At 68.5% G+C, this 17,817-nt stretch carries 15 protein-coding genes; 11 read left to right on the forward strand and 4 right to left on the reverse strand.

Annotation, left to right across the window (positions count from 1 at the left end; genetic code table 11):
• Together AB0L64_RS17585 and AB0L64_RS17590 are read left to right on the forward strand one after the other, a co-directional pair.
• A partial coding sequence (locus AB0L64_RS17585; protein WP_363711148.1) for a cytochrome b N-terminal domain-containing protein occupies nucleotides 1–795 on the forward strand: 795 nt, incomplete at its 5' end.
• 436 nt (nucleotides 796–1,231) lie between these two features.
• Entirely contained in the window at nucleotides 1,232–3,232 is a 2,001-nt protein-coding gene (locus tag AB0L64_RS17590; RefSeq protein ID WP_363711149.1) for a glycoside hydrolase family 15 protein, read from the forward strand.
• A 358-nt stretch (nucleotides 3,233–3,590) separates the two neighbouring features.
• Here the strand turns inward: AB0L64_RS17590 and AB0L64_RS17595 are convergent, their stop codons facing one another.
• Together AB0L64_RS17595 and AB0L64_RS17600 are read right to left on the reverse strand one after the other, a co-directional pair.
• A complete protein-coding gene (locus tag AB0L64_RS17595; protein ID WP_363711150.1) occupies nucleotides 3,591–3,998 on the reverse strand; it encodes a hypothetical protein in 408 nt (135 codons plus the stop codon).
• A gap of 149 nt (nucleotides 3,999–4,147) precedes the next feature.
• Nucleotides 4,148–5,119, reverse strand: a complete 972-nt coding sequence (locus AB0L64_RS17600) for an NmrA/HSCARG family protein (RefSeq protein WP_363711151.1) — start codon at nucleotides 5,117–5,119, stop codon at nucleotides 4,148–4,150.
• 83 nt (nucleotides 5,120–5,202) lie between these two features.
• Between AB0L64_RS17600 and AB0L64_RS17605 the strand changes: the two genes are divergently transcribed.
• Complete coding sequence (locus tag AB0L64_RS17605) at nucleotides 5,203–5,700, forward strand: MarR family winged helix-turn-helix transcriptional regulator (protein WP_363711152.1); 498 nt, start codon at nucleotides 5,203–5,205, stop codon at nucleotides 5,698–5,700.
• 111 nt (nucleotides 5,701–5,811) lie between these two features.
• On the opposite strand, the gene AB0L64_RS17610 is transcribed toward AB0L64_RS17605, so the two are convergent.
• Nucleotides 5,812–6,069, reverse strand: a complete 258-nt coding sequence (locus AB0L64_RS17610; RefSeq protein WP_363711153.1) for a hypothetical protein — start codon at nucleotides 6,067–6,069, stop codon at nucleotides 5,812–5,814.
• Nucleotides 6,070–6,075: 6 nt separating this feature from the next.
• On the opposite strand from AB0L64_RS17610, the gene AB0L64_RS17615 reads away from it, so the two are divergent.
• The 5 genes from AB0L64_RS17615 (at nucleotide 6,076) to AB0L64_RS17635 (ending at nucleotide 13,921) form a co-directional block, all read left to right on the forward strand.
• Complete coding sequence (locus AB0L64_RS17615; RefSeq protein WP_363711154.1) at nucleotides 6,076–6,984, forward strand: FAD:protein FMN transferase; 909 nt, start codon at nucleotides 6,076–6,078, stop codon at nucleotides 6,982–6,984.
• A complete protein-coding gene (locus AB0L64_RS17620; RefSeq protein WP_363711155.1) occupies nucleotides 6,957–7,529 on the forward strand; it encodes a hypothetical protein in 573 nt (190 codons plus the stop codon). Before AB0L64_RS17615 ends, AB0L64_RS17620 begins: the two co-directional genes overlap by 28 nt.
• Before the next feature lie 86 nt (nucleotides 7,530–7,615).
• Complete coding sequence (locus AB0L64_RS17625; RefSeq protein WP_363711156.1) at nucleotides 7,616–8,725, forward strand: NADH-ubiquinone oxidoreductase-F iron-sulfur binding region domain-containing protein; 1,110 nt, start codon at nucleotides 7,616–7,618, stop codon at nucleotides 8,723–8,725.
• On the forward strand, nucleotides 8,722–8,943 hold the full coding sequence (locus AB0L64_RS17630; protein WP_363711157.1) for a ferredoxin: 222 nt from the start codon (nucleotides 8,722–8,724) through the stop codon (nucleotides 8,941–8,943). Before AB0L64_RS17625 ends, AB0L64_RS17630 begins: the two co-directional genes overlap by 4 nt.
• Before the next feature lie 115 nt (nucleotides 8,944–9,058).
• On the forward strand, nucleotides 9,059–13,921 hold the full coding sequence (locus AB0L64_RS17635) for an NAD-glutamate dehydrogenase (RefSeq protein ID WP_363711158.1): 4,863 nt from the start codon (nucleotides 9,059–9,061) through the stop codon (nucleotides 13,919–13,921).
• Here the strand turns inward: AB0L64_RS17635 and AB0L64_RS17640 are convergent.
• A complete protein-coding gene (locus AB0L64_RS17640; protein ID WP_355696905.1) occupies nucleotides 13,918–14,658 on the reverse strand; it encodes a GntR family transcriptional regulator in 741 nt (246 codons plus the stop codon). The two genes, AB0L64_RS17635 and AB0L64_RS17640, sit on opposite strands and share 4 nt — an antisense overlap.
• 141 nt (nucleotides 14,659–14,799) lie before the next feature.
• Here AB0L64_RS17640 and AB0L64_RS17645 point away from each other — a divergent pair, with 141 nt between their 5' ends.
• The 3 genes from AB0L64_RS17645 (at nucleotide 14,800) to iolC (ending at nucleotide 17,697) form a co-directional block, all read left to right on the forward strand.
• The gene (locus tag AB0L64_RS17645; protein WP_363711159.1) at nucleotides 14,800–15,786 is read left to right on the forward strand and encodes a Gfo/Idh/MocA family oxidoreductase; all 987 of its coding nucleotides are present in this window, start codon (nucleotides 14,800–14,802) and stop codon (nucleotides 15,784–15,786) included.
• Nucleotides 15,787–15,800: 14 nt separating this feature from the next.
• Entirely contained in the window at nucleotides 15,801–16,685 is an 885-nt protein-coding gene (locus tag AB0L64_RS17650) for a sugar phosphate isomerase/epimerase (protein WP_363711160.1), read from the forward strand.
• Between the two features lie 70 nt (nucleotides 16,686–16,755).
• The gene (gene iolC / locus AB0L64_RS17655; RefSeq protein ID WP_363711162.1) at nucleotides 16,756–17,697 is read left to right on the forward strand and encodes a 5-dehydro-2-deoxygluconokinase; all 942 of its coding nucleotides are present in this window, start codon (nucleotides 16,756–16,758) and stop codon (nucleotides 17,695–17,697) included.
• The last annotated feature ends 120 nt before the right edge of the window (nucleotides 17,698–17,817 follow it).

Below are 17,817 nucleotides of genomic sequence, written 5' to 3' on the forward strand. Positions count from 1 at the left end.
ATCTTCGGCGGTGAGTTCCCCGGCGACGACTTCGTCTCCCGGTTCTTCATCGTCCATGTGCTGCTGATACCGGGCATCATCCTGGCGCTCGTCACGGTGCACCTGTTCTTGGTCGTGTACCACAAGCACACGCAGTACGCCGGTCCCGGCCGGACGCAGAAGAACGTGGTCGGCTACCCGCTGTTCCCGGTGTACACGGCCAAGGCCGGCGGCTTCTTCTTCGTGGTGTTCGGCATTACCGCGCTGATGGGCGCACTGATGCAGATCAACCCGGTCTGGCTGTACGGGCCGTACAACCCGGCCGAGGTGACCGCGGGCTCGCAGCCGGACTGGTACATGGGCTGGCTGGAAGGCTCGGTCCGGATCTTCCCGGGCTTCGAGTCGACGTTCTGGGGCATCACGATCAGCTGGAACCTGCTGATCCCGGCCCTGATCGTCCCGCCGGCGTTCGTCACCCTGGTCGCGCTGTATCCGTTCATCGAGGGCTGGATCACCGGTCGGTGGGCGAGCGCTATGCGTAGTGGTGCGCGGGCGCGGTGCAGACGGCCGGCTACCATCGTGCACCCGGACTCCGTGGGGTGCAGCGCCTCGGCATACGTCCGATCGTCGAGATCGTGGACGGGAATGCCTGCTAGGTGGCGGGAGGCAAGTGAGTCGCTTGCCGAGCGCACGCCGGCGTCCAAGGTCCGATATTCCAGATCGTGGTCGGCAGCCGGCATGGGCGAGGTGTTGGGGGTCGGCGACACAAGTACGAAGACCTCCTGGGGCAAGTCCTCCGCATTGGGCCGATGGTGAGTCAGCCCGGTAGACGTGACGATAGATCCTGCTTTGGCGTAGAGCGTCTCGACATCGTCCCAAGCCCGGGCTGGTCGTCGGTGCCGCGACTTTCGGAGGCAGCCTCCAGGGCTGGTACGGCGGACGGGCGCTGACTGTGTCGGAACGCCCGCCCACCGGTCTTGTTTCACGATGCGCAGGCTCGGCCGCATCGGGGATGGGCCGTCCGTAATCCGCAGACCAAGTCAGGAACGTCGATCCTGAACGGTCGCATAGCCGCGTTGCTCGGCAGTTGCTCGGGCGCGAGAGCCATGTCGGAACTCCTCGGTCCTGGGGTAGCACCGGTTTGGTTCTGACATGAAGTCTGTGCGCCTGAAGGATCCGTTGCGCCCGTGCCGAGCACGAGGGCTTGCACTGGGCCGATCCCGCGCCTCGCCCCAGGGTTTGCAGGTTCGAGGTGAGCCAAAAGGTCGTCGTTCACCTTGCGGACGAAACCCTGGTCAGTTGCAGCGATGTCGACCCCGGGGCAGCCCCGGTGCTCGGTACGGGCGCGAAAGATGTCGCCGGTCATCGACTCTTGCGACCAGGACCCGACTTGAAAGAAGAGGGGACGACAATGAGTCAGCAAATTCAGGACTACGCTCTGATCGGCGATCTGCGCACGGCTGCTCTGGTTGGCTCCGATGGAGCGATTGACTGGCTGAGCGTGCCTCGCTTCGACTCGCCCGCTATCTATGCCGCTCTTCTCGGAGATTCACGGCACGGTCAATGGACCCTCGCGCCTGCTGCAAGTCACCGGTCCAGCCAGCGCCGGTACCGTACCGACACCCTGATCCTCGAGACGGACTGGACCACGGCCGAGGGACTGGTCAGGGTCACCGACCTCATGGTTCCGGGCGCTGAAACCCCAACCATAGTGCGGGTTGTCGAGGGTATCTCCGGCACTGTCGCGATGCGCACGCGGATCGCACCACGAATGGGGTACGGGCAGCGTCCGCCGACCTTTCGCCGCTCGAAAAAGCAACTGGTTGCGGTGAGCGGCGGTCACGCGCTGAGCCTGACGTCCGACGTCGACCTCTGTCTTGTCGACGCGTCCTGGATGGGGCACTTCGTCGTCAGCCCAGGTCAGCGGATCTGTTTCACCTTCAGCTACATGCCTGCAAGCGATGTTCAGCGACCGATTCAGAGCGCGGACACCGCTGTAGCCGCTACCGCGGGGTTTTGGACCAAGTGGGTCAATCGATCCACCTACAGCGGCCCCTGGACGAGCGAGGTCAAGCAGTCCCTGATGATCCTCAAGGCACTCACCTTCGCTCCGACAGGCAGCATTCTGGCTGCTGCCACTACCTCGCTGCCGGAGACGATCGGTGGCTCCCGCAACTGGGACTACCGGTACTCATGGTTGCGCGACGCTACCTTCACCTTGCGGGCATTCCTCGCCACGGGCCACGTCGACGAAGTCGTCGCCTGGCGCGACTGGCTCGTCCGCACTGTGCTCGACAACCCCTCGGAACCGCAGATCATGTATGCCATTGACGGCGCTAGCCACCTACCGGAAGAGATCCTCGGCTGGCTTCCGGGACATGCCGGTTCTGCGCCGGTCCGGATAGGCAACGAGGCAGCAAAGCAGCAGCAGAACGACGTCTGGGGCGAAGTGCTTGACATCCTTGCAGAGGTCCGGGACTCGGGTGTGCCTAATCACCCGGATCAGGCCACCTTGGAACAGGCGCTGTTGGACCAGATCCAGGCCCACTGGCGAGAGCCTGACCACGGACTCTGGGAGGTCCGAGGTCCGCGGCGGCACTTCTTGCACTCCAAGCTGCTCACCTGGGTCGGTATCGACCGGGCAATCCGAGGTCACAAGCACCTCGGGATCGAGAAGCCGCACCAACTCGCGAGACTGTCGTGTTTGCGTCGTACCGTCGCACGGGAGATCGTCGAGCGGGGCTACCACGTCGGACTGAAGGCGTTCACCCAGTCCTACGGATCCGCCAAGCTCGACGCGTCCATCCTGCTGATGCCACGGTACGGCTTCCTTCCATGGCACGACGACCGGGTGATCGCAACCGTCGACGCGATCGAGCGCGACCTCACTTGTCACGGTCTCGTGCGGCGCTACCTGGTCGATGACGGCGTGGACAACATCGACGGCGTACCCGGAGGTGAGGGTACCTTCCTGGCTACCTCCTTCTGGCTCGCCGATGCACTGCACGGCATCGGCCGCACCGACGACGCTGCTGCGCTGTTCGAGCGTCTCCTCGGACTTCGCAACGATGTCGGCCTGCTGAGTGAGGAATACGATCCGGTCACCGGAAATCACCTCGGCAACACACCCCAGGCGTTCAGCCATGCATCCCTGGTTACAACCGCGGTCGCCCTGAGCGCCTCGGGCGCCTCTACGAGTGCACGTGATGTGCAGCCAGACCTGCCGCCGGCAACCCGCAGGAAGGTCGCCTAGCGACGGCAGTTGGAGTCGTGTGACGTTAGGTCTGCTGGCTGGCTGGAGGGCGCACAGCACGGCGGGTTCGCACAGTTGCCCCCGCCTAGCGCGTGATCTGATGAGGTAGGTGATGTCAGGTCTGGCGTTGAAGAGCTGCTGGATCCGGCCGAGCGCACGGCTGCGAGCCGCCGGATGGGCTGCAACACCTGGTGAGCAGGCCAAAATGGGACGACGAGGGTTGCTCGACGAGCCGGGCGAACGCGCCGTTGATCTGCTCGGGGGCTCCGACGCACTGCTGGCCGTGGGCGCGGCTAGTCATGCGCTCGAAGGACATTGTGGGTTGAGTTCGTGTAAGGCGTCCAGGTCTCTGCCGGGATCATTCCGTCGCGCCGTCGCGAGTGAGGTCGGTGCCTGGGAGGACCCGGCCGGAGTTCACCGGGGTTTCGTCGCAGCTGATGTCGCATGCCTGTCCTCGCCTTTCGTTCCGTCGCCGTGTGAGAGCAGGAGTGTCGGTCACGAGCACCGTGCTCGTGGTGCAGGCCGCGAGGTTGGCGCGCTGAAGGCTCAGAGTGAGTGTGGCACGCGAGCCGTTGAATGTGTCGATCAGGAATGCCTGCCGCGACGCTGGCGTCGCCTTCTCTGTGACCAGCGGGAACGGCATCGCGGCGTTGTAGAGGTGGCGGGAGTAGGCCAGGGCCAGCTGTTCGGGGCAGGCAATGGCGAAGTTGCCCCGCCGCTGATCGGCATGGCAGTCGGGTTGCGGTAGAACCTCCGCATCGTGCAACCAGCCTGGTCCGGGCGGCGATCTGTTCCGTCTCTGTTCCGTGAAGTGGTGCAAATGGTGGTCAACCATGTGAACCGATGAGAGTGACCGAACGATGATGGCAGCCCGAGACGTGTCGCTCGGGCCGTTATCTCTTGTGCTCGACTTCCTCAGTTTTGCGAGGCTTTGAGCTCGTCCCGGTGCTTGGTGACCCACGTTGCGAAGGACTGCAGCTCGGGGTTCAGTTCGCGGACCTTGGCGAGGTTGCGGTCGCCGGTGAACTCGTCGTGGTTCTCGGCGTAGAACTGGAACATGTTGGCCATCTCCACGGCCATCGGGAACGGATACGTGCGGTACTCCTCCACGGTGGGTGCGTGGTAGACGACCTGCTCGCCGATGGCGTCGGTGAGGGCCGCGGCGTACTCGTCGCCGGTCAGGTGGTCGCCGGCGACGCTGACGGTCTCGCCGACCAGGTCGGGGTGCTTGAAGACGGCGAGGGCGCTGCGGCCGATGTCGTCGGAGGCGACGCCGGACAGTCGCTGGTCGCCCATCGGGAAGGTGATGGTCAGTACGCCGTCGGCGTTCCGGGTCGGCGGCATTGTCGTGGTGAACGCGTCGAAGTAGAACGTGGTCCGCAGGAACGTCGTGGGTACGCCGTACTTGGTGAACAGCTCGTCGGCCTCGCCCTTCGCGTCGAAGTGCGGGACCTTGTAGCGCCCGTCGTCGAGGCTCGGGACGTCGTCGCGCCCGGCGAAGAACAGCCGGGTGTCCTCGAGCGTCGACCAGACCAGGTGCTGTACGCCGGCGTCGCGGGCGGCCCGCGCGGCGGTTTCGGCCTGGGCGAGCTCCATCTCGGCGCGGGTCCGGACCGCCTCCTCCTCGGGGGTCAGCGGAGCCCAGTAGTTCGTCACCACGAAAGCGCCGTACGCACCGTCGAACGCGGCCCGGATGCTCGCCTCGTCGTCGAGGTCGGCGGCGACCACCTCGGCGCCCGCGGCGGCGAGGTCCTGCGCGGCGCCGGAGTCCGGGTTGCGGGTCAGCGCGCGGACGGCGAACTCGCCGGACGGATCGGCCAGGATCGCGCGCGCCAGCGCGCCGCCCTGGGCCCCGGTGGCTCCGACGACCGCGATCAGCTTGCTCATATCCACTCCTCAGAGAGTTAGGTTGATGCGTCAATCCGACCAATGTAGCGCCTTGGGTTGATGTGTCAACCCAGCCGGGTAGGATGGTCGATGTGAGCAGCAAAGGACCCTGGCTGGACGACGCCGAGCAGAAGTCGTGGCGCAGCTACCTGCTGATGAAGCGGACGCTGGAGACGCATCTGGAGCGGCACCTCCAGCGCGAGTTCGGCCTGTCCGGATCGGATTTCGAGATCCTGGTGAACCTGTCCGAGTCGGAGGCCGGCCGGATGCGCGCGTTCGAGCTCAGCCGTTCGACCCAGTGGGAGAAGAGCCGGCTGTCCCATCACCTGACCCGGATGGAGAAGCGCGGCCTGATCCGCAAGGAGGCCTGCGACTCGCGGTACCCGGAGATCGTCATCACCGAGGAAGGGCTGGCGGCGATCAAGGAGTGTGCGCCGGCGCACGCCGCGCGGGTCCGGGAGTTCTTCGTCGACGTGTTCGGGCCGGAGCGGTTCGCGATCCTCGGCGAGGTGTCGGACGAGGTCGTCGGCACGATCGGCAAGCACTGCGAGGACGACTGCCCGCTGGAGGCACGCTCCTGAGAGGTGCTCTCAGAGAGCTTTCAGGAGAACTTGACGGTGGCTTGATCTTCTCTTGGAGTGCGGCTGAACAGCCTCGACCGAGGCTTGCTGCATGGTCACCACACACGGATCTCAACCCAACCGCCGGCGCTGGCTGCACCGTGCGTCCGCGGCCGCGATAGCCACCGCCGTCCTCGGCGTCGGCGCGACCGGGATCTCGGTCGCGGTCGTGTCGTCGAAGCACTCCGGCAGCGGCAGCACCGGGACGACGGCGTCGTCGAGCAACTCGGACTCCTCGAGCTCCAGCTCCAGTTCGGGCTCGGACGACAGCAGCAGCTCGAGCGGGCTCGGCTCGGCCGGCTCCGGCGCGACCTCGCAGGGCGGGAGCAACGGGTCATGACCGCCTCCCGTACCTGGACCGCGTGGAGTTGCACGGTCCGGCTGACCGTCGACGACCCCGCCGTACTCGGTGCGGCCTGCGGTGAGCTCAAGGCGCTGATGGACCGCGTCGACAAGGCTGCGAGCCGGTTCCGCCCGGACTCCGAGCTGTCGGTCGTCAACACCCGCGCCGGCGCGCTCGTACCGGTGTCGCGGCTGCTCGTCGACCTGGTCGACGTCGGCCTGGTCGCGGCCCAGATGAGCGGCGGCGCGGTCGATCCGACCGTCGGCCCGGCGGTGATCGCGGCCGGGTACGACGCCGACATCGAGGCGGTACGACGGCGCTTCCCGCAGCCGGCCGGGGACCCGAAGCCGGTCGTCGGCTGGCAGGAGGTCCGCCTGAACCGGAAGCTCGCGCTGCTCGGCGTACCGAAGGACTGCGCCCTCGACCTCGGTGCCACCGCCAAGGCCTGGACCGCGGACCGGGCGGCGAACGTGATCAGCAAGCGCTACGGCTGCGCCGTCCTCGTCGAGATCGGCGGCGACCTCCGTGCGGCGGGCGAACCGGCGAAGCCGTGGGTCGTCACCGTGGCGGAACGTGCCGGCGACCAGGGGGTACTCGTCACGCTCGCCCACGGCGGGCTGACCACGTCGACCAGGACGGTACGGCGTTGGCAGACCCCGACCGGCTACGGCCACCACGTGATCGACCCGCGCACCGGTCGACCCGCGGACGGTCTGTACCGGACCGCGTCCGTCTGGGCGCCGACCGCCGTACGCGCGAACACATTCAGCACTGCTCTCATCGCCACTGGCGAGGCAGCTGTCGGGCGGCTCAAGCTGGCCGGGCACCCGGCACGGTTGATCGCTGACGACGGCCAGGTCACCGAGCTGTCTGGGTGGCCGACCGCGAGCAGGGCCGCCTGATGACGCTGTGGTACCTGGCCCGCGCGGCCGGCGTGGTCACGATGGTGATGTTCACGCTGTCCGCCGTGCTCGGAATGATGATGCCGGTCGTACGGCGAGCCGAGCCCCGCTTCTGGCTGCAGTACGTGCACAGGTCGGCGGCTGTGACCGGACTGGTCCTGCTGGCGACCCATGTCGTCGCGGTGATCGCCGACAGCTACGTGAACATCAGTCCGACCGTTCTGGTCTGGCCGTTCGGCGCCGGATACCGGCCGTTCGCCATGGTCGTCGGTGCGCTTGCTCTTTACAGCCTGGTACTGGCGTCACTTGTCGGAGCAGCCCGTGGCCGGTTGGCTGTCTCCGCGCCGTTCGCGAAGCACTGGCGCAAGCTCCACATCGCCGCGTCGGTCGGGTGGCTGCTCTCCATCGGCCACGCCCTGCTGGCAGGTACCGACCGCAGTACGCCGTGGATGCTCGGCATCACGCTCGGCTGCCTGGTCGCCGTTGCCACCGCAGGCGCGTACCGCCTCAACGCGACACCCACACGAGCTTGGAGGATCCAATGATCACGGTAGAAGACACGAGGGTGATCGGTGAGGCAAGGGTCCTCGCCGGACTCGAGCAGGGTCGCTTGGACCTTCAGCGTCACGTTATGACGCATGGCCCGCAGCCCGAGCTCACCCGCGACGACTATGTGCGGCTCTGCGAAGCGGTAGGACTCAGGGGCCGCGGCGGAGCGGCGTTTCCGGTCGCGCTGAAGCTGCAGGACCTTCCTGCTCGCGGTGTGGAGGCCGTCGTGGTCAACGGCTCCGAGAGCGAACCGGTGAGCCGGAAGGATCGGCTGCTCCTCACACGGTCGCCACATCTCGTTCTGGATGGCGCCGTCGGCCTGGCGCACGCGCTGCGGGCTCCCCACGTGCTGATCGCCGTACATGACAGCGCCGCGGCCATGTCCCTGCGTGAGGCGCTGATGGAGCGCGACGATCGCCTGGCGATCGAGGTGCGAGAGACTCCGGGGCGCTTCGTCGCAGGCGAGGCCCGCGCGGTGCTGAGCGCACTGGAGGGCGGCAAGGCAGTACCGCCGGGTCGCCGGGTGCTGCCGACGCGGAAGGGATACCACCGGCGCCCGACGTTCCTGTCGAACGTCGAGACGTTCGCACAGCTCGCCGTACTCGCGCGGCTCGGCTCCCGCGGGTTCAGCAGCACCGGTCTGACGAGCGAGCCCGGTACCCAGTTGCTGACGATCGACGGAGCGGTCCAGCGGCCTGGCGTGATCGAGACACCCACTGGCGTCCCACTCGACACAGTCCTGCAGTACGCCGGAGCAGAGCCCGGACCTGTCCTGCTGGGTGGATACCACGGCCGCTGGCTCGCGCAGACCGAGGGCGTGATGCTGCAACGGCCGGAGGTGTCGGCCGGCATCATCTTGGCGCTCGGCTCCAGCACCTGCCCGCTCGGTGAGGTCACGCGGGTCGCTGAATGGTTGAGAGGTCAGTCAGCCGGCCAGTGCGGTCCATGTGTCTTCGGTCTGGCTTCGCTGGTCGACGACTTCGCCAGGCTGACGGTGGGCGACCCGCGAGGCTGGCACGACGCCCAGCGGCATCTGGGTCTGGTCCCGGGCCGGGGAGCCTGTGCGCACCCGGACGGCACTGCGAGGTTTCTCACATCGGCGCTGGAGGTTTTCGCCGACGACGTACGGCGTCATCTGTCGGGTCAGGGATGTGGCCGGCCGGTGCTGGGAGTCCTCGGAGGTACGCGATGAACAACCCCGTGAACAAGCCGGTGAACAAGGTGGAGATCGACTGGACCAGGTGCGACGGGCACGGCCTGTGCGCCGGCCTGCTGCCGGACGACATCGTCCTCGACGAGTGGGGATTCCCGGTCCTCCGCGGCCGCGAAATCACCGCCGGTGAGCTCCCGGACGCGCGCCGCGCAGTCCTCGCCTGCCCGGCTCTCGCACTGCGCCTCGCGAATCGATGACAGGCCCGTCCCGACACCACACCAGTGACAGGAGTGGACTAATCTCTGAGTGACCGCACAACGTCGTGCGGTCCGGCGAGAGCGACGCCGACGTCACGTGTGGAGACGGTGGGGAATGCAGAGCAAGCTGGACGTCCAGAAGGCCGATGTGCTCGCCAAGGCGGTGGCCGCGGGCACCCATGGGCACGACAAGTCGGCCGACCCGGGCAAGCTGAAGACGTTCCTCGAGCAGTACTACCGGCACGTCGCCGCCGAGGACGTCGCCGAGCGCCAGCCGAACGACTGCCTGGGCGCCGCGCGGCACCACTACAAGTCCGCGATGTCGCGCCCGCAGGGCACGGCGAAGGTGCACGTCTTCACGCCGACGCTGGAGGAGCACGGCTGGTCCGCGAACGGCCGGACCGTGGTCGAGATCGTCATCGACGACATGCCGTTCCTGGTGGACAGCGCCTCGATCGCGATCACCGAGCGCAATCTCGAGCTCCAGCTGCTGATCCACCCGCAGTTCGTGGTCCGGCGCGACGTCGCCGGCACCCTGCAGGAGGTCCTGGACGACACCGCGACCGCGGACGGGCACGACCTGGTCCGCGAGAGCTGGATGCACCTGGAGATCGAGCGGATCGCGGACGTCGCCGAGCACCGCGTCCTCGAGCAGGCGCTGCAGCGGGTCCTGAACGACGTCCGCGAGGCGGTCGAGGACTGGCCGAAGATGCACGAGAAGGCGGTCAGCATCGCCGCCGGCCTGGACGCCGCCGAGCTGCCGGTCTCCGAGAGCGAGGTGGAGGAGGCGCGGGAGCTGCTCGAGTGGCTGGCCGACGAGCACTTCACCTTCCTCGGCTACCGCGAGTACGACTTCACCATGGAGGGGCAGCAGGGGATCCTGCGCGGCAGCCCCGGGACCGGGCTGGGCATCCTCCGGCCGGACCCGAAGCCGGGCTCCGGCAAGCTGCCGCCCGAGGTCAGCGCCAAGGCGCAGGAGCGGAAGCTGCTGATCCTGACCAAGGCGAACTCCCGCTCCACGGTGCACCGGTCGACTTACCTGGACTACGTCGGCATCAAGCAGTTCGACGCGAACGGCGACCCGGTCCGCGAGTGCCGGTTCATCGGCCTGCTGTCGTCGACGGCGTACACCGAGAGCGTCATGCAGGTCCCGGTGCTGCGGCGCAAGGCGCTGGAGCTGTTCCGCCAGACCGGCTTCGACCCGAACAGCCACAGCGGCAAGGGTCTGCTCGACGTGCTGGAGACCTACCCGCGTGACGAGCTGCTGCAGGCGCCGGTGGAGGACCTGCTGCCGATCGTCCAGTCGGTGCTGCACCTGCAGGAGCGGCGCGCGGTCAAGCTGTTCGTCCGGCGTGACGTCTACAACCGGTATCTGTCCTGCCTGGTGTACCTACCGCGCGACCGGTACACCACCGCCGTCCGGCTGAAGATGCAGCAGATCCTGCAGGACGCGATCGGCGCCGAGACCGTGACGTACGCCGCGTACGTCACCGAGTCGGTGCTGGCCCGCGTGCACTTCGTGGTGCGGATGAAGCAGGGCGAGACCGTCGGCGAGTACGACGCGGAGCTGCTGGAGCAGCAGGTCGTCGAGGCGACCCGGGCGTGGGAGGACGACTTCACCGCGGCGCTGCACGCGCAGGGCGGCGACGGCGCGGTCACCAAGCTGTCCCGCCGGTACGCCGGCGCGTTCCCGGAGGCGTACAAGGAGGACTTCGACGCGCGCGTCGCGGTCAACGACGTACACGTCCTGGAAGGGCTGCCGGCCGCGAATGGTCTGGCCATGTCGCTCTACACCCCGCTCGACGAGGAGTGGGAGGACGAGCGGCGCTTCAAGGTGTACCGCAGCGGGTCGCCGCTGTCGCTGTCGCAGGTCCTGCCGCACCTGAGCGCGATGGGCGTCGAGGTAGTCGACGAGCGCCCGTACGAGATCCGTCGCGCCGACGGCACGATGGCCTACATCTACGACTTCGGCCTGCGCGCGCCGGAGGACACCGACGAGCGTGAAGAGCTGCGGACGCTGTTCTCCGACACGTTCCGGGCGGTGTGGGACGGCCGGGCAGAGTCCGACAAGCTGAACGCGCTGGTGCTGCGCGGCAACCTCAGTTGGCGGCAGGTGTCGATCCTGCGCGCGTACCAGCGCTACATCCGCCAGGGCGGTACACCGTTCAGCCAGGACTACATCGAGAACACGTTCCTGAACCACGTGGACGTGGCGCGCCTGCTGGTGCAGCTGTTCGAGACCAGCTTCGACCCGGCACGCGGCCCGGCCGACGACCCGGACCGGAGCATGCTCACGGACCAGCTGGAGAAGGAGATCCTGGCCGCGCTGGACACGGTGCAGAGCCTGGACGAGGACCGCATCCTGCGGTCGTACCTGACCGTGATGAAGGCGACTCTGCGGACCAACTACTTCCAGCCGGGCGCCGACGGGCAGCCGCGGTCGTACATCTCGCTGAAGCTGGAGCCGAAGGCGATTCCGGAGCTGCCGCAGCCGCGGCCGGCGTACGAGATCTTCGTGTACTCGCCGCGGGTCGAAGGCGTGCACCTGCGGTTCGGCGCGGTCGCGCGCGGCGGTCTGCGCTGGTCGGACCGGCGCGAGGACTTCCGCACCGAGGTGCTCGGCCTGGTGAAGGCGCAGATGGTGAAGAACTCGGTGATCGTGCCGGTCGGCGCCAAGGGCGGGTTCTACGCCAAGCAGCTGCCCGACCCGGCCGCGGACCGGGACGCGTGGCTGGCCGAGGGCATCGCGTCGTACAAGACCTTCATCTCCGGGCTGCTCGACATCACCGACAACATCGTTGCCGGGGACATCGTTCCGCCGCGTGACGTGGTCCGGTACGACGGTGACGACGCGTACCTGGTCGTCGCCGCGGACAAGGGGACGGCGACGTTCTCGGACATCGCGAACGGCGTCGCGAAGGAGTACGGGTTCTGGCTCGGCGACGCGTTCGCGTCCGGCGGCTCGGTCGGGTACGACCACAAGGCGATGGGCATCACCGCCCGCGGCGCGTGGGAGTCGGTCAAGCGGCACTTCCGCGAGATGGGCCACGACTGCCAGCGCGAGGACTTCACGGTCGTCGGCGTCGGCGACATGTCCGGCGACGTGTTCGGCAACGGGATGCTGCTGTCCGAGCACATCCGGCTGGTCGCGGCGTTCGACCACCGGCACATCTTCCTCGACCCGGCGCCGGACGCGGCGGCCTCGTTCGCGGAACGGCGGCGGCTGTTCGGCCTGCCGCGGTCGTCGTGGGCGGACTACGACGCGTCGCTGATCTCCGCCGGCGGCGGCGTGTTCCCGCGCACCGACAAGGCGATCCCGATCTCGGCCGAGGTCCGTGCGGTCCTCGGGATCGAGGGCAGCGCACCGACGGCGACGCCGGCCGAGCTGATGAACGCGATCCTGAAGGCGCCGGTCGACCTGTTCTGGAACGGCGGCATCGGCACGTACGTGAAGTCCACCGCCGAGTCGAACGCCGACGTCGGCGACAAGGCGAACGACGCGATCCGGGTCAACGGGTCCGAGCTGCGCGCCCGCGCGGTCGGTGAGGGCGGCAACCTCGGCTGCACCCAGCTCGGCCGGATCGAGTACGCCGCGGCCGGCGGCCGGATCAACACCGACTTCATCGACAACGTGGCCGGCGTGGACACCTCCGACCACGAGGTGAACATCAAGATCCTGCTCGACACCGTGGTCGCCGACGGGGACCTGACCGAGAAGCAGCGCAACGACATCATCGCGTCGATGACCGACGAGGTCGGCGCGCTGGTGCTGAAGAGCAACTACCGGCAGAACATCGCGCTGGCCAACGCCAGTGCGCAGGCGGCCGCGCTCATGCACGTCCACCAGGACTGGGTGCGGCGGCTGGAGAAGCAGGGCCTGCTCGACCGCGAGCTGGAGTTCCTGCCGAGCGTGACGGAGTTCAAGCGGCGCAAGGCCGAGGGCCGCGGGTTGACGTCGCCGGAGCTGTCGGTGCTGATCGCGTACACCAAGATCGTGCTGGAGGCCGAGCTGCTCAAGACCTCGCTGCCCGACGACGCGTACCTGAAGCACAAGCTCGCCAGCTACTTCCCGAAGGCGATCCAGGAGCGGTTCACCGACCAGATCCAGGCCCACCAGCTGCGTCGCGAGATCATCACGACGCAGGTTGTCAACGAGTTCGTGAACACCTCCGGCATCACGGCGTACCACCGGCTTTCGCTGGAGACCGGCGGAACCGTCGAGGACGTCGTCCGGGCGAACCTGGCCGCCTCGCGGATCTTCGCCCAGCCCGAGCTGCTGTCGCGGAACTCCGAGCTGGACAACGTGGTCGACGCCGGGACGCAGACGCACATGCGGCTGGAAACCCGGACGCTGGTCGAGCGCGCGACCCGCTGGCTGGTCAGCAACCGCCGGCCTCCGGTCGACATCGAGGAGCTCATCGAGTTCTTCGGTCCGGGGATCGCGAAGCTGACGTCAGCGCTGCCAGACGTGCTGCGCGGGCGTGAGCTGGCGCTGTTCGAGCAGCGGCGCGAGGCCCTGGTGCAGAAGGGCGTCTCGGACGAGTTCGCGACCCGGATCGCCGTGCTGCCGCCGGCGTACGCCGGTCTCGGGATCGTGGAGACGGCGTCGCGGGACGACATCGACATCTTCGAGGTCGCCAAGGTGCACTTCGCGCTCGGCGAGCGGCTCCAGCTGGGCCGTTTCCTGGAGCGGATCATCGGCCTGCCCCGGACCGACCGCTGGCAGACCATGGCCCGCGCGGCTCTCCGCGACGACCTGCACGCGGTCCATGCCCGCCTCACCCGCCAGGTCCTGGCCAACACCGACCCGTCGGCCGGCCCCGAGGAACGTGTCGTCACCTGGCAGGACCAGAACGCCACCGCCCTCGCCCGCGCCGCCACGATGCTCGAGGAAATCGTCGAGACCGAAGGCCCCGAACTGGCCCACCTCTCGGTCGGCCTCCGCCTGGTCCGAACCTTGATCGCCAGCCAGGCTTAGCGTTCGGACACCACGACGTCGACGGAATACTGGTCCGCGCGGTAGCAGTGGCTGCCGTATTCGACCGGGGTTCCGTCGGCGGCGTAGGCGGAGCGGGTCATCGTGATGAGCGGCTCCGCCTTGGACATGTGCAGGGTACGGCGTTCCTCGGCGGTCGCGTTGCGGGCGCCGATGCGCTGCCGCGCGACGGTGGGGCGGATGCCGCGGGCGCGCAGTACGGCGTACAGCCCGTCGCTGGTCAGCTCGTCGAGGCTCAGGTCGTTGAGGGCCGGAGGCAACCAGTTGCGCATGATCGCGAGCGGCAGGTCGTCGGCGTACCGGAGCCGGACGATCGCGACCAGCGGCGTACCGAGCGGGACCTCGAGGACGGCGGCAGCGCGGTCGTCCTGCGCCGCGCAATCCAGTGCCAACACCTCGGTCCGCGGTGTCCGGCCCTCTCGGGCGAGGTCGTCGTACAGGCTGGTCAGCTCGGCCTTGCGGTGCACCATCTGGTTCGCGACCGTGGTGCCGATTCCGCGGCGCCGGACCAGCAGCCCCTGGTTGACCAGCTCCGAGATCGCCCGCCGTACCGTCGGGCGGGACAGGCTCAGCCGGTCGGACATGCCGATTTCGTTCTCGAACGGATCGCCCGGCCGCAGCCGCCCCTCCGTGATCGCGGCCGTCAGTTGCTCGGCCAGCTGGTGGTACAGCGGCACAGGGCTGCTCCGATCGAGCTGGATCGGGAGCACGGCGGTCATGAGCGGATGTTACCTGCAAATGTGCCGACGTGAGAATGTGTTAACAAAGTATTGACACCCGGGCCACGCTGCCGGAAAGCTGACGAGCAACCAGCGCGCCGCGGGGACTGTGGCGCGCCGTTCTCGAGAGGGGCAGCGCGGATGCGGATCGGGTTGGTCGGGGTCGGGCGGATCGGGGCGTTCCACACCGCGACGCTGAAGGGTTTGCCGGCGGTGGATCAGGTGGTCGTCGCCGACGTGGATCCCGGCCGGGCCCAGGTGGTCGCGAAGGAGCTCGGCGTCGAATCCGCCGCCGACGTACCGGCGCTGCTCGCCTCCGGTGTCGACGGGTTCGTGATCGCGGCGGCGACGTCCGCGCACGCGTCGCTGATCGAGGCGGGGCTCGCGGCCGGCGTACCGACGTTCTGCGAGAAGCCGGTCGCGCTGGACCTGGCCGAGACCGAGCGGGTGCTCGGGCTGGTCGAGGCGTCCACGGTGCCGGTACACATCGGTTTCCAGCGCCGCTTCGACGCCGGGTACCAGGCGGCGCGGGCGGCCGTGGCGTCGGGTGAGCTCGGGTTCGTGCACCACATCCGCGCGAACACGAACGACGCCTTCCCGCCGCACCGCGAGTACATCCCGCAGAGCGGCGGCTTCTTCCGCGACTGCACCGTGCACGACTTCGACATCATCCGGTACGTCACCGGCCGCGAGGTCGTCAGCGTCTACGCCACGGGCGCGAACCGCGGCGAGACGTTCTTCGGTGAGTACGGCGACGTGGACTCGGCGGCGGCGCTGCTGACCCTCGACGACAGCACGTTCGTCGCGGTCAGCGGCACGCGGTACAACGGCGCCGGGCACGACGTACGGATGGAACTGCACGGCAGCCTCGGCTCGATCGCGGTCGGCCTGGACTCGCACACCGCGCTCCGCTCGGCCGAGCCGGGTGTCGGGTTCCCGGAGGGGCCGCCGCACATGACCTTCATGGACCGGTTCCAGCCCGCGTACGTCGCCGAGCTGACCGCCTTCACCGAGGTCGTCGCCGGCACCCGCGAGGTGCCGTGTACGGTCCGGGACGCGCTCGCGGCCTTCCGGATCGCCGACGCCTGTGAACTGTCCCGCCACGAGAACCGCATCGTCACGCTGTGAAGGGTTTCTTCGACATGACTGAGCTTGCTGCGCGGATCGCCGGGGCCCCGATCTCGTGGGGCGTGTGCGAGGTGCCGGGCTGGGGTTGGCAGTACGACGCCGAGACGGTGCTCGCCGAGATGCGCGCGGTCGGGCTGGCCGCGACCGAGTTCGGCCCGGACGGTTTCCTGCCCGACGACCCGTCCGACAAGGCGAAGACGCTGGCGGACGCCGGTCTTCGGGCCGTCGGCGGCTTCGTGCCGGTCGTCTTGCACGACCCGTCCCACGACCCGGCTCCGGAGGTGGCCGCCGCGCTCGAGGGCTTCGTCGCGGCTGGTGCCGGGACGCTGGTTCTCGCCGCGGCGACCGGCCAGGACGGGTACGACGACCGCCCGGTGCTGGACACCGCCGGGTGGAACACGCTGCTCGCCAACCTGGACAAGCTGTCCGCGCTGGCAGCCTCCCGTGGTGTGCTCGCGACCGTCCATCCGCACGTCGGGACGATGGTCGAGAACACCGCCGACGTCGCCCAGGTGCTGCAGGGGTCGTCGATCGGCCTGACGCTGGACACCGGGCACCTGCTGATCGGCGGGGTCGATCCGGTGGCGCTGGCCGTCGACCACACCGCCCGGATCCGGCACACGCACCTGAAGGACGTCGACGCCGCCTGGGCCAAGCGGGTGCAGTCCGGCGAGGTCACGTACACCGACGCCGTACGCGGCGGGATGTACCGGCCGCTGGGCGCCGGCGACATCGACATCGCCACGATCGTCGGCACACTGGAGAAGTCCGGGTACGACGGCTGGTACGTGCTGGAGCAGGACACGATCCTCGAGGACCGCCCAGCGGACGAGGGGCCCGTGGTCGACGTACGAGCGAGTATCGCGCACCTGCGGTCGATCGCGGCGGGGCTCGCATGACTGTCCGCACGACTGTCCGCACGACTGTCCGCACGACTGTCTGCGGGACCCGTGGGGATGGGAAGGTCTGATGGTGGACGACGTACTGACGATCGGGCGCATCGGGGTCGACCTGTACCCGCTGCAGATCGAGACGCATCTGGAAGACGTCACCTCGTTCGGCAAGTTCCTCGGCGGGAGCGCGACGAACGTGGCGGTGGCGGCGGCACGGCACGGGCACAAGACGGCGGTGATCAGCCGGACGGGGAACGACCCGTTCGGCACGTTCATCCACCGCACGCTCGGCGAACTCGGGGTCGACGACCGCTTCGTCACCCCGGTCGACGGGCTGCCGACGCCGATCACGTTCTGCGAGATCTTCCCGCCGGACAACTTCCCGCTGTACTTCTACCGGTTCCCGAAGGCGCCCGACCTGGTCATCAACCCGTCGGAACTCGACCTGGACGCGATCCGCGACGCACGCATCTACTGGTCCACGGTCACCGGCCTGTCCGCCGAACCGTCCCGCTCCGCGCACTTCGCCGCCTGGGAGGCCCGCGGCCGGCGTCCGATCACGGTGCTGGACCTCGACTACCGCCCGATGTTCTGGGCGGACCCGACCGAAGCCCACGAGCAGGTGTCGCGTGCATTGGAGTACTGCACCGTTGCCGTCGGCAACCGTGAGGAGTGCGAGGTCGCCGTCGGCGAGACCGACCCCGACAAGGCCGCCCAGGCCCTCCTCGACCGCGGCCTCGAGCTGGCCGTGGTCAAGCAGGGCCCCCGCGGCACCCTCGCCCGTACCCGCGACGAGCGCGTCGAGGTCCCGCCGTACCCGGTCGAGGTCGTCAACGGCCTCGGCGCCGGCGACGGCTTCGGCGGCGCACTCTGCCACGGCCTCCTCTCCGGCTGGCCCCTCGAAAAGATCATCCGCTTCGCGAACACCGCCGGCGCGATCGTCGCCTCCCGCCTCGAATGCTCCACCGCCATGCCCACCACCGAAGAAGTCCTCTCCCACCTGGGAGCCGAATCATGACCCCCCACGACGAAGACCCCTACACCGAACACGCCCGCCCCCTCCCCATCCACCGCCCCCAAGCAGACCCGGACGCCACCACCCTCACCCCCGCCCCCAACGACCCCACCACCATCACCC

It is taken from the genome of Kribbella sp. NPDC051936, from assembly GCF_040680955.1.
In the GTDB taxonomy this organism is placed as follows: domain Bacteria; phylum Actinomycetota; class Actinomycetes; order Propionibacteriales; family Kribbellaceae; genus Kribbella.